General features: G+C 65.6%; 12 protein-coding genes. All 12 read left to right on the top strand.

Annotation, left to right across the window (positions count from 1 at the left end; all coding sequences use genetic code 11):
- Nucleotides 1-2: 2 nt before the first annotated feature.
- The 12 genes from D6860_RS11035 (at nt 3) to D6860_RS10980 (ending at nt 12,159) form a co-directional block, all read left to right on the top strand.
- Nucleotides 3-398, top strand: a complete 396-nt coding sequence (locus D6860_RS11035) for a hypothetical protein (RefSeq protein ID WP_076625088.1) — start codon at nt 3-5, stop codon at nt 396-398.
- Between the two features lie 10 nt (nt 399-408).
- The gene (gene nuoH / locus D6860_RS11030; protein WP_076625087.1) at nt 409-1,446 is read left to right on the top strand and encodes an NADH-quinone oxidoreductase subunit NuoH; all 1,038 of its coding nucleotides are present in this window, start codon (nt 409-411) and stop codon (nt 1,444-1,446) included.
- A 3-nt stretch (nt 1,447-1,449) separates the two neighbouring features.
- On the top strand, nt 1,450-1,944 hold the full coding sequence (gene nuoI, locus D6860_RS11025; RefSeq protein ID WP_076625086.1) for an NADH-quinone oxidoreductase subunit NuoI: 495 nt from the start codon (nt 1,450-1,452) through the stop codon (nt 1,942-1,944).
- Nucleotides 1,945-2,049: 105 nt separating this feature from the next.
- Nucleotides 2,050-2,460, top strand: coding sequence for a carboxymuconolactone decarboxylase family protein (locus D6860_RS11020; protein ID WP_076625085.1), 411 nt, complete (start codon nt 2,050-2,052; stop codon nt 2,458-2,460).
- The gene (locus D6860_RS11015) at nt 2,457-3,059 is read left to right on the top strand and encodes an NADH-quinone oxidoreductase subunit J (protein ID WP_076625084.1); all 603 of its coding nucleotides are present in this window, start codon (nt 2,457-2,459) and stop codon (nt 3,057-3,059) included. Before D6860_RS11020 ends, D6860_RS11015 begins: the two co-directional genes overlap by 4 nt.
- Nucleotides 3,060-3,287: 228 nt before the next feature.
- Entirely contained in the window at nt 3,288-3,593 is a 306-nt protein-coding gene (nuoK, locus tag D6860_RS11010; protein WP_017467842.1) for an NADH-quinone oxidoreductase subunit NuoK, read from the top strand.
- A gap of 5 nt (nt 3,594-3,598) precedes the next feature.
- Nucleotides 3,599-5,821 carry an NADH-quinone oxidoreductase subunit L gene (gene nuoL / locus D6860_RS11005; RefSeq protein ID WP_076625083.1) on the top strand — a complete coding sequence of 741 codons (2,223 nt, stop codon included), beginning with the start codon at nt 3,599-3,601 and terminating at the stop codon, nt 5,819-5,821.
- On the top strand, nt 5,821-7,371 hold the full coding sequence (locus D6860_RS11000) for an NADH-quinone oxidoreductase subunit M (RefSeq protein ID WP_076625082.1): 1,551 nt from the start codon (nt 5,821-5,823) through the stop codon (nt 7,369-7,371). Before nuoL ends, D6860_RS11000 begins: the two co-directional genes overlap by 1 nt.
- An 11-nt stretch (nt 7,372-7,382) precedes the next feature.
- On the top strand, nt 7,383-8,825 hold the full coding sequence (gene nuoN / locus D6860_RS10995) for an NADH-quinone oxidoreductase subunit NuoN (RefSeq protein WP_076625081.1): 1,443 nt from the start codon (nt 7,383-7,385) through the stop codon (nt 8,823-8,825).
- A gap of 130 nt (nt 8,826-8,955) precedes the next feature.
- Nucleotides 8,956-9,702 (top strand): biotin--[acetyl-CoA-carboxylase] ligase, encoded by a 747-nt coding sequence (locus D6860_RS10990; RefSeq protein ID WP_076625080.1) that lies wholly within the window; start codon nt 8,956-8,958, stop codon nt 9,700-9,702.
- A 13-nt stretch (nt 9,703-9,715) separates the two neighbouring features.
- Entirely contained in the window at nt 9,716-10,495 is a 780-nt protein-coding gene (locus tag D6860_RS10985; protein WP_017467918.1) for a type III pantothenate kinase, read from the top strand.
- On the top strand, nt 10,492-12,159 hold the full coding sequence (locus tag D6860_RS10980; RefSeq protein WP_076625079.1) for a ribonuclease J: 1,668 nt from the start codon (nt 10,492-10,494) through the stop codon (nt 12,157-12,159). Before D6860_RS10985 ends, D6860_RS10980 begins: the two co-directional genes overlap by 4 nt.
- Nucleotides 12,160-12,221: the final 62 nt, after the last annotated feature.

The following is a 12,221-nucleotide window of genomic DNA, read 5'->3' as shown; positions in this document are numbered from 1 at the left end:
CCATGTGGCTGCGTCTCGCGATACCACTTCTGGCGACGGCCGCCCTGGGCGGCTGCGCCGAATCGGCGGCACCGGAGGATGTGCCCTTCGAGCCGCGATACGAGGGGATCGAGACGGCGCTGCTCGACGGAGACCTGGTGAATTTCTTCGTCGAGATGCGCGGCGCCCGGGATGCGGGCGACGTGGAAGATTATGCGCGGTGCGCCGCGGCGCAGTATGCGCTGATCCGTGGCTACGGATTTGCGCGTCATCTGCGCACGAATGTCGCGCAGGAGGGTGGCCTCTGGCGCGGAGATGCTGTTTACACGATCTCGGCGGCGCTGCCCCGAGGGCTCAAGACCATCGACGCGGAAGTCGTCGCCATGGCCTGTGCCGAGAACGGAATACCGATGGTGTGAGGGACACTTGATGGCAGACTTCTTCTCAACCCCGATCGGAACCTTCGTGATCATCCTCGCGCAGTGCCTAGCGGTACTGGGCTTCGTGATGATCTCGCTGCTGTTCCTCGTCTACGGCGACCGAAAGATCTGGGCCGCCGTCCAGATGCGCCGCGGGCCGAACGTGGTGGGGGTCTTCGGTATCCTCCAGTCGGTCGCGGACGCGCTGAAATACATCCTCAAGGAAGTGGTGATTCCCGCCGGCTCCGACAAGGCGGTGTTCATCCTCGCACCCATGATCTCCTTCGTGACGGCCGTGGTGGCCTGGTCGGTGATTCCCTTCTCCGAGGGTTGGGTGCTGTCGGACATCAACGTCGCCATCCTCTACGTCTTCGCGATCTCCTCGCTCGAGGTCTACGGCGTGATCATGGGCGGCTGGGCGTCGAACTCGAAATACCCGTTCCTCGGCTCGCTGCGCTCTGCCGCGCAGATGATTTCCTACGAGGTGTCGATCGGCCTCATCATCATCGGCGTGATCATCTCGACGGGCTCGATGAACTTCGGCCACATCGTGCATGCGCAGGACACCGGCTGGGGCTTCTTCGGCTGGTACTGGCTGCCGCACTTCCCGATGGTCTTCCTGTTCTTCATCTCGGCGCTGGCCGAGACCAACCGCCCGCCGTTCGACCTTCCGGAAGCGGAATCCGAACTGGTCGCCGGCTACCAGGTGGAATACTCGGCCACGCCGTTCCTGCTGTTCATGGCCGGTGAATACATCGCCATCTTCCTGATGTGTGCGCTGACCTCGCTGCTGTTCTTCGGCGGCTGGCTGTCGCCGATCCCGGGCCTGCCCGACGGTGCCCTGTGGATGGTCGGCAAGATGGCCTTCTTCTTCTTCATCTTCGCCATGGTGAAGGCGATCACCCCGCGCTACCGCTACGACCAGCTGATGCGCCTTGGCTGGAAGGTCTTCCTTCCGTTCAGCCTCGTCTGGGTGGTCTTCACCGCCTTCGCCGCGAAATTCGGCTGGTTCTGGGGCCTCTTCGCCCGCTGGACCACGGGAGTGTAACCAATGACTCAGATCGACTACGGCCGCGCCGCGAAATATTTCCTGCTGTTCGACTTCATCAAGGGGTTCCAGCTGGGGCTGCGCTACTTCTTCGCGCCGAAACCCACGCTGAACTACCCGCATGAAAAGGGCTACCTGTCGCCCCGCTTCCGCGGCGAGCATGCGCTGCGCCGCTACCCCAACGGGGAAGAGCGCTGCATCGCCTGCAAGCTCTGCGAGGCGATCTGTCCGGCGCAGGCCATCACCATCGATGCGGAACCCCGCGACGACGGCTCGCGCCGCACCACGCGCTACGACATCGACATGACCAAGTGCATCTACTGCGGCTTCTGCCAGGAAGCCTGCCCGGTGGACGCCATCGTCGAGGGACCGAACTTCGAGTTTTCGACCGAGACCCGTGAAGAGCTCTTCTACGACAAGGAGAAGCTGCTCGAGAACGGCGAGCGCTGGGAAGCGGAGATCGCCCGCAACCTGGAACTCGATGCACCCTACCGCTGAGCCTGCAAGGATCGCCATGACAGCCACCCGCCACACAGCCCCCCTTGCAGAGCGCCGCGCCGCCGCGCGGGCGCCGGGGCTGTCGTGGCAGCAGGGAGACCGCGCATGAGCGACACCGGCAAGAACCCGTTCGAGCTGATGATGCAGCAGGCCCAGGAGATGGCGCGGGCGTTCAACCCCGCGCTCGAGAGCTTCTCGCCCCGCGAGTTCGAAAAGCTCTGGCCCACCATGCCGAAGGACGCCATGGAGTTCTGGTTCGGCAAGGGGCTGTCGAAGGAAGGGCTCGACTCCAAGACCCGTCTGCTGCTGACGCTCGCGGGCTTGACGATGCAGGGCGCGCAGGCCGATACGGCGGTGCGCATGACCGTGCGCCACGCCCTCGAGGCCGGCGCATCGAAAGACGAGATCGCCGAGACGATCGCACAGATGTCGGTCTTCGCCGGCATACCCGCCATGACCCGCGCCATGGAGCTTGCGCGCGACGTCATGGAAGACAACAAGGATGACGAAGAATGACCGTGTTCGCCTTCTACCTCTTCGCTCTTTGCGCCATCATCGGCGGGCTTTTCACGGTGATCAGCCGCAACCCGGTGCACTCGGTGCTCTGGCTGATCCTCGCCTTCCTCAGTTCCGCGGGGCTCTTCGTGCTGCTCGGCGCCGAGTTCGTCGCGATGCTGCTGGTGATCGTCTACGTCGGTGCCGTCGCGGTGCTCTTCCTCTTCGTGGTGATGATGCTCGACGTCGACTTCGCCGCGCTGAAGTCGGGCATGGCGAAATACATGCCGCTGGCGCTGCTGATCGGGATCGTGCTGCTGATGCAGCTCGGCATGGCCTTTGGCGCGTGGGAAACGTCGGAGATGGCGCCCGAGCTGATGACCGCACCGACGCCGTCGGACCTGCAGAACACCGCCGCGCTCGGGGTGCTGCTCTACGACCGTTACTTCCTTCTGTTCCAGCTTGCCGGCCTGATCCTGCTGGTCGCGATGATCGGGGCGATCGTCCTGACGCTGCGCCACCGCTCGGACGTCAAGCGCCAGAACGTGCTGGCACAGATGTATCGCGATCCGGCCAAGGCGCTGGAGCTGCGCGACGTGAAACCGGGGCAGGGGCTCTGAGCCTCTCCTCCCGGGGGCGCCACGGCGCTCCCGACGGCCCGCCGGCTGCGCGCGGGTGACAAGACAGAGGGCGTGCTACGCGCGCCCGAACCAAGAACGAGGCCCCGCAGGGGCAGTAAGAGGGACAGCGATGAGCATAGCCAGCTGGATAGCCATCTTTTTCGCGGGCGTCTTCGTGCCCGTGGTCCTCGGGATGCGGCAACACGGGTGCCGGAAAGGAGACCGCGAATGATCGGGCTTGAACATTACCTTACCGTGGCGGCGGTGCTGTTCGTCATCGGCATCTTCGGGCTCTTCCTGAACCGGAAGAACGTGATCATCCTGCTCATGAGCCTCGAGCTCATCCTGCTGTCGGTGAACATCAACATGGTCGCCTTCTCGTCCTACCTGGGCGATCTGGCGGGCCAGGTCTTCACACTCTTCATCCTCACCGTCGCGGCGGCCGAGGCCGCCATCGGCCTCGCGATCCTCGTCTGCTTCTTCCGCAACCGCGGCACCATCGCCGTGGAAGACATCAACGTGATGAAAGGCTGAACCCGATGGTGACGATCATTCTTTTCGCGCCGCTGGTGGGCGCCATCCTCGCGGGCTTCGGATGGAAGCTCATGGGCGAGAAGGGCGCGCAATGGACCACCACGGGTCTGCTTTTCCTTGCCGCGCTGCTGTCGTGGATCGTGTTCCTGACGCTGGGCGACGCGCACACCGTGTCGCTGTTCCGCTTCATCGAAAGCGGCACGCTTTCGACCGAATGGGCAATCCGGGTCGACCGGCTGACCTCGATCATGCTGATCGTGGTCACCACGGTGTCGGCGCTCGTGCACCTCTACAGCTTCGGCTACATGGCGCATGATCCGCAGTTCGAGCACACGCCCTACCGCGCGCGCTTCTTCGCCTACCTGTCGCTCTTCACCTTCGCGATGCTCGCGCTGGTGACCTCGGACAACCTCGTGCAGATGTTCTTCGGCTGGGAGGGCGTGGGCCTCGCGTCCTACCTGCTGATCGGTTTCTACTACAAGAAGCCCTCGGCCAACGCCGCCGCGATCAAGGCCTTCGTGGTCAACCGGGTCGGCGACTTCGGCTTCGCACTCGGGATCTTCGCGCTGTTCTACCTGACCGACAGCATCCAGTTCGACCAGATCTTCAACGAGATCCCGCGCCTGGCCGAGACCCAGCTTACCTTCCTGTGGACCGAGTGGAATGCCGCGAACCTGATTGCCTTCCTGCTGTTCATCGGCGCGATGGGCAAATCGGCGCAGCTTTTCCTGCACACCTGGCTGCCGGACGCGATGGAAGGCCCGACGCCTGTCTCCGCGCTGATCCACGCCGCGACCATGGTCACCGCCGGGGTCTTCCTCGTGTGCCGCATGTCGCCGCTGATGGAATTCGCGCCGCAGGCGACCGCCTTCATCACCTTCCTCGGCGCCACCACGGCGTTCTTCGCCGCCACCGTCGGTCTCGTGCAGAACGACATCAAGCGCGTCATCGCCTACTCGACCTGTTCGCAGCTCGGCTACATGTTCGTGGCCGCGGGTGTCGGCGTCTATCCGGTGGCGATGTTCCACCTGCTGACGCACGCCTTCTTCAAGGCCATGCTGTTCCTCGGCGCGGGCTCGGTCATCCACGCGATGCACCACGAGCAGGACATGCGGAACTACGGCGGCCTGCGGAAAAAGGTGCCCTACACCTTCTGGGCGATGATGATCGGCACGCTTGCCATCACCGGCGTCGGCATTCCGCTCACCGGCTGGTTCGGCTTCGCGGGCTTCGTGTCCAAGGACGCGATCATCGAGAGCGCCTGGGCAGGCACACAAGGGGGCTACGCCTTCTGGATGCTGGTCATCGCGGCGCTGTTCACCAGCTTCTACAGCTGGCGCCTGATGTTCCTCACTTTCTACGGCAAGCCGCGCGGCGACAAGCACACTCACGAACACGCGCATGAGAGCCCCAAGGTCATGACCATTCCGCTCGGCGTGCTTGCCATCGGCGCGGTGTTCTCGGGGATGGTCTTCTACAGCGTCTTCTTCGGGAACCACGACAAGGTCCTGAGCTTCTTCGGAATGCCCGCGCATCACGCCGAGGCCAGCGAAGAGGGGCACGGCACCGAAACCGCGGCGGCCGAAGACCATGGCGACGCGGCTGCGACCGAAGAAAGCCAAGGCGAAGAAACCGCTGCTGCCGACACCGCAACGGAAGAGGTCCCCGCGGCCGACACCGCCACGGAGGACGCCGGCGAGGCGTCGGCTATGGGCGGCGAGCACGGCGAGACCGCCGCAGCGCAGCACGCCGGTGCAGACGCCGCCACCGGGCTCGAGTACGGCGCGATCTACATGGCGCCCGACAACACCGTCATGGACGACGCGCACCATGCACCGATCTGGGTGAAGCTCTCGCCCTTCGTCGCGATGGTTCTCGGTTTCGCGGTCGCCTACTGGTTCTACATCGTGAACCCGGTTCTGCCGCGCAAGCTGGCCGAGCAGCAGCGTCCGCTGTACCTGTTCCTGCTCAACAAGTGGTACTTCGACGAGGCCTACGACTTCCTGTTCGTGCGTCCCGCCAAGGCGGTGGGCCGTTTCTTCTGGAAGCGCGGTGACGGCAACGTCATCGACGGCAGCATCAACGGTGTCGCCATGGGGATCATCCCCTTCTTCACCAAGCTCGCGGGACGTGCGCAGTCCGGCTACATCTTCACCTACGCCTTCGCCATGGTGATCGGGATCGCGATCCTGGTGACCTGGATGTCGATCCTCGGAGGGGCCCACTAATGGACAACCTGCTCTCCATCGTCACCTTCCTGCCCGCGCTCGCGGCGCTGATCCTCGCGGTGTTCCTGCGCGGCGGCGACGCGGCGGCGGACCGGAACGCCAAGTGGCTGGCGATGATCGCCACCTCGGCGACCTTCCTCATCTCGCTGTTCATCCTCTTCCAGTTCGACAGCTCGAACACCGGCTTCCAGATGGTGGAAGAGGGCAGCTGGATCATGGGGCTGAACTACAAGATGGGCGTCGACGGCATCTCGGTGCTGTTCGTCATGCTCACCACCTTCATGATGCCGCTCACGATCCTTGCCAGCTGGCAGGTCAAGACGCGCGTGAAGGAATACATGATCGCCTTTCTGCTGCTTGAAACGCTGATGCTCGGCGTGTTCATGGCGCTCGACCTCGTGCTGTTCTACCTGTTCTTCGAGGGCGGCCTGATCCCGATGTTCCTGATCATCGGCATCTGGGGCGGCAAGAACCGGATCTACGCGAGCTTCAAGTTCTTCCTCTACACCTTCCTCGGCTCGGTGCTGATGCTGGTCGCGATGGTCGCGATGTACACCGACGCGGGCACCACCGACATCCCGACGCTGCTGACCCACGAGTTCGCCACCGACGGCTTCTCGGTGCTTGGCGTGCACATCGTCGGCGGCCTGCAGACCATGCTCTGGCTCGCCTTCTTCGCGAGCTTCGCGGTCAAGATGCCGATGTGGCCGGTGCACACCTGGCTGCCCGACGCCCACGTTCAGGCACCGACCGCAGGCTCGGTCGTGCTGGCGGCGATCCTGCTGAAGATGGGCGGCTACGGCTTCCTGCGCTTCTCGCTGCCGATGTTCCCGGTGGGCTCCGAGATCATGGCGCCGCTGGTGTTCTGGCTGTCGGCCATCGCCATCGTCTACACCAGCCTCGTCGCGCTGGTGCAGGAGGACATGAAGAAGCTCATCGCCTACTCGTCGGTCGCGCACATGGGCTATGTCACCATGGGCATCTTCGCCGCCAACCAGCAGGGCGTCGACGGCGCGATCTTCCAGATGCTGAGCCACGGCTTCATCTCGGGCGCGCTGTTCCTCTGCGTCGGCGTGATCTACGACCGGATGCACACCCGCGAGATCGACGCCTACGGCGGCCTCGTGAACCGGATGCCGGCCTACGCGCTGATCTTCATGCTGTTCACCATGGCGAACGTCGGCCTGCCGGGCACCTCCGGGTTCATCGGCGAATTCCTGACGCTCATGGGCATCTTCCAGGTCAACACCTGGGTGGCCTTCGTGGCTGCCTCGGGCGTGATCTTCTCGGCGGCCTACGCGCTGTGGCTCTACCGCCGCGTGGTGCTGGGCGACCTCATCAAGGAAAGCCTGCGCACGATCCAGGACATGACCGCGCGCGAAAAGTGGATCTTTGCACCGCTCGTGGTGATGACGCTCTGGCTCGGGGTCTACCCGGCGGCGGCGCTGGACATCATCGGGCCCTCGGTCGAGGCGCTCGTGGAAAACTATGACACGGCCGTCGCGGCCGCCGACCTCGGCGGACCCACCGTGGCCGAAGCGAACCATTAAGGGGGCGGGACATGATCTCGGCTGATCTGAACACCATCCTTCCGGAGATCGTGCTGGCGGTCTACGCCATGCTGGCGCTGGTCGGCGCGGTCTACACCGGCAAGGACAAGCTGGCGTCGCTCCTCGTGTGGGTCACCGCCGGCCTGTTCTTCGCCGTCGCGATCTGGATCGGGGCCTCGGGCGGGGGCGACCGCGTCGCCTTCCACGGCATGTTCATCGACGACGCCTTCTCGCGGTTCGCCAAGGTGGCGATCCTGCTGTCGGCGGCGGCGGTGCTGCTGATGTCCGAAGGCTACATGAGCCGCCACAACATGCTGCGCTTCGAGTACCCGGTCCTTGTGACGCTGGGCACCGTCGGCATGATGATGATGGTGTCGGCAGGCGACCTGATCGCGCTCTACATGGGGCTCGAGCTGCAGTCGCTGGCGCTCTACGTCGTGGCGTCGCTGCGCCGGGACCACGAGCGCTCGACCGAGGCGGGCCTGAAGTATTTCGTGCTCGGCGCGCTGTCGTCCGGCCTGCTGCTCTACGGCGCCTCGCTGACCTACGGCTTCTCGGGGACCACGCTGTTCTCGGGGATCATCACCGCGGCCACCGAAGAGCACCTCTCGGTGGGGCTGCTGATCGGTCTCGTGATGATGATGTCGGGCCTTGCCTTCAAGGTGTCGGCCGTACCGTTCCACATGTGGACGCCGGACGTCTACGAGGGCTCGCCGACGCCGGTCACCGCCTTCTTCGCCACCGCGCCCAAGGTCGCGGCCATGGGCCTGCTCGCGCGGCTGCTGTTCGACGCCTTCGGCGGCGCCGTCGCCGACTGGAGCCAGGTCGTGGCGCTGCTGTCGCTGCTGTCCATGTTCCTCGGCTCGATCGCCGCGATCGGCCAGCGCGACATCAAGCGCCTGATGGCATACTCCTCGATCACCCACATGGGCTACGCGCTCATGGGGCTCGCGGCGGGCACCCAGTTCGGCGTGCAGGCGATGCTGGTCTACATGGCGATCTACGTGACGATGAACGTCGGCACCTTCGCCTTCATCCTTTCGATGAGCCGCGACGGCGAGCCGGTGACCGACATCGCGTCGCTTGGCATGTACTCCAGGAAGGAACCGGGCCGGGCGCTGGCGATGCTGGTGCTGCTGTTCTCGCTCGCGGGCGTGCCGCCGCTGGTCGGCTTCTTCGGCAAGTTCTACGTGCTTCAGGCGGCCTACGGGGCCGGGCTGGTCTGGCTCGCGGTGGGCGGCGTGATCGCTTCTGTCATCAGCGCCTACTACTACCTGCGGATCGTCTACTTCATGTATTTCGGCGAGGACCGCGAGGATGCGCTGGACGCCGGCGGCTCGCCGGTGCTCTGGGGCTTCCTGATGGTCTCGGCGATCATCATGGTGGCCGGGGTGGTGAACCTCTTCGGGGTCGAGGGCGCCGCGTCGGCGGCGGCCGCGACGCTGGTCAACTGATCCTTTCCGCAGGACAACATCTGATGGTGACGCGCCGCCGGCGCGTCGCCTTTTTTCGTGTCGGCGCCTGCGGCGCCGGGGCCTCCGGCGGGGATATTTTTGGCCAGAAGATGCCAGGGCGCGTGATCGAATGAGATGGCCGGCAGGATACGGGCGGCGGGTGCTGCCGGAGGTGGACAGCACCAACGCCGAGGCCGCGCGGCTCGCGGGGACGCTTGCGGGGCCCGAGTGGATCTGCGCGCTGCGGCAGATCGCGGGGCGGGGCCGGCGGGGGCGGCCCTGGGCGGATCCGCAGGGGAATTTCGCGGCGACATTGCTGCTGATGCCGCGCGAGGCGCCGCAGGTGGTGGCGCTGCGCAGCTTCGTGGCGTCGCTCGCGCTTTACGATGCCTTTGCAGCGGCCACCGGCCGGGTGGACGGGCTGTCTCTCAAGTGGCCGAACGACGTGCTGCTGAACGGCGGCAAGGTGGCGGGTATCCTGCTCGAGAGCCTCGGCCAGCGGCGAGGGGTGGCGCATCTGGCAATCGGCATCGGGGTGAACCTCGCGTCGGCGCCCGCTGCGGAGACGGTGGAGCCCGGCGCGTTGCGGCCGGTGTCGCTGCTCTCGGAGACCGGGGTGCATGTCGATCCCGAGAGTTTTCTGGGCCTGCTGGCCGAGGCCTACGCGGGGCATGAGGCGCGGTTCGTCACCTACGGCTTCGCGCCGCTGCGCGAGGCCTGGCTGGCGCGCGCGGCGCGGCTAGGCGAGGTGATCACCGCCCGGACGGGCAACGCCGAGATCACCGGCACCTTCGAAACCGTGGACGAGGCGGGGAACCTCGTGCTGCAGACCCGGGCGGGCCGGCAGGCCGTCGCCGCGGCGGACGTATTTTTCTGAGGGGAGGGCGGCGATGCTTCTGGCGATCGACTGCGGCAACACCAATACCGTCTTTTCGATCTGGGACGGAGAGAAGTTCCTTGCGACCTGGCGGACCTCGACCGAGCACCAGCGCACGGCGGACCAGTATTACGTCTGGCTTTCGACGCTGATGGAGTTCCGCAAGATCGAGGCCGACATCACCGACATGATCATCTCGTCGACGGTGCCACGAGTGGTCTTCAACCTGAGGGTGCTGGCGGACCGTTATTTTGGCACGCGGCCCTACGTGGTGGGCAAGCCCGATTGCGTGCTGCCGGTCGACGTGCGCGTCGATGCGGGCACGCAGGTCGGGCCCGACCGGCTGGTCAACACGGTTGCCGGATATGACCTGTATGGCGGCGACCTGATCGTCGTCGACTTCGGCACCGCCACGACCTTCGACGTGGTCGCGAGCGACGGCGCCTACGTCGGTGGCGTGATCGCGCCGGGGGTGAACCTGAGCCTCGAGGCTTTGCACCTCGCCGCCGCTGCACTGCCGCATGTGGACATCACCAAACCGCAGAAGGTGGTGGGCACCAACACCGTCGCCTGCATGCAGTCGGGGGTGTTCTGGGGCTATGTCGGGCTCGTCCGCGAGATCTGCGCGCGGATCAAGGCTGAACGGGACGTCCCGATGCGCGTTATTTCCACCGGGGGGCTTGCGCCGCTCTTCCAGCAGGCAGAGGACCTGTTCGACGAATGGGTGGATGAGCTGACCATGCACGGCCTCACGGTCATCCACGAACATAACAAGCGGCAGGAGGCTGCATGAGCAACGAACGCATCATCTATCTCCCCCTCGGGGGGGCCGGCGAGATCGGCATGAACTGCTATGTCTACGGCTACGGCGCCCCGGGCGAGGAGCGGCTGATCGTCGTCGACCTCGGCGTGGCCTTTCCGGACATGGACACGTCGCCGGGCGTCGACATCATCTTCGCGGACATCTCCTGGCTGGAGAAGAACCGCGACCGGATCGAGGCGGTGTTCATCACCCACGCCCACGAGGACCACGTCGGCGCGGTTGGCCACTGCTTCGAGCGGCTCGGGGTCAAGGTCTACGCCCGCGCCTTCACGGCGAACCTCGCGCGGCAGAAGCTCGCGGAATACGGCTATTCCGAGGACACGGTGCAGACCTGTTCGAAGTGGCCCGAGACGGTGACCGCGGGGCCGTTCACGGTCGGGTTCCTGCCGATCTCGCATTCGATCCCGGAAAGCTCGGCACTGGTCATCGACACGCCCGCCGGGCGGCTCGTGCACACCGGCGATTTCAAGCTCGACCACGAGCCGCTGGTGGGCGAGGCCTTCGACCCCGAACTCTGGGCCGAGGTCTCGGCTTCGGGCGTCAAGGCGATGATCTGCGACTCCACCAACGTCTTCAACGAGCACGAGGGCCGCTCGGAATCCGAGCTGGGCCCGAACATCGAGGAACTGATTTCGGCAGCGCCGCAGATGGTGGTGGCCACGACCTTTGCCTCGAACGTGGCACGGGTGAAGACGCTGGCCGACGCGGGCGTCAAGGCCGGGCGGTCGATCTGCCTGCTGGGCCGCGCCATGCGGCGGATGATCGAGGCCGCGATCGAGACCGGCGTGCTCGTCGATTTCCCGCGCGTCGTGAGCCCGGAAGAGGCCGTCGAGATCCCGCGCGAGAACCTCATGCTGATCGTCACCGGCAGCCAGGGCGAACGCCGTGCCGCGAGCGCGCAGCTGTCGCGCGGCAAGTACAACGGCATCGAGCTGAAGGAGGGCGATCTCTTCCTGTTCTCGTCCAAGACCATTCCCGGCAACGAGAAGGAGGTCATCCGGATCATGAACAACTTCTCCGAGCGCGGGGTCGACGTGGTCGATGACGCGGGCGGCAAGTATCACGTCTCGGGGCACGCCAACGGACCGGATCTCGCGCGGCTGCAGGACATCGTTCAGCCGCAGATCGTCGTGCCGATGCACGGCGAGCACCGCCACCTGCGCCAGCACGTGAAGCTTGCCGAGCAGAAGGGCCGCACCGGTGTCCTTGCGGTCAACGGCATGATGATCGACCTCAGCGGCAACGTTCCCACGGTGGCCGAGTGGATCGAGGCGGGGCGCACCTACCTCGACGGCAGCGTGCAGATCGGCGCGCTGGATGGCATCGTGCGCGACCGCATCCGGATGGCGCTGAACGGCCACGTGCTGGTGACGGTCATTCTCGACGAGGACGACGAGCCGCTGGGCGAGCCCTGGTGCGAGCTGCGGGGCCTGCCCGAGACCGGGCGCAGCAACGCGGCGCTGGTCGAGGTGCTCGAGGAGGATCTCAACCAGTTCATGGGCCGGGCCGGCGACAAGACCCTGACCGACGACGACAAGCTCGAGGAGGGGCTGCGCCGGATCGTGCGCAACACCTCGCAGAACGAGATCGGCAAGAAGCCCGAGGTGACCGTTGTCATCAGCCGACTGAGCTGACCCCTGATGCGCAACGCGGCGCGCCGTACGGCGCGCGCCGCGTTGCAGAAAGGGCCGGTGCC

Origin of the sequence: Salipiger sp. D13 (genome assembly GCF_003703915.1) — a bacterium.
Classification (GTDB): domain Bacteria; phylum Pseudomonadota; class Alphaproteobacteria; order Rhodobacterales; family Rhodobacteraceae; genus Salipiger; species Salipiger profundus.
This window is presented reverse-complemented; position numbering and strand designations above follow the sequence as displayed.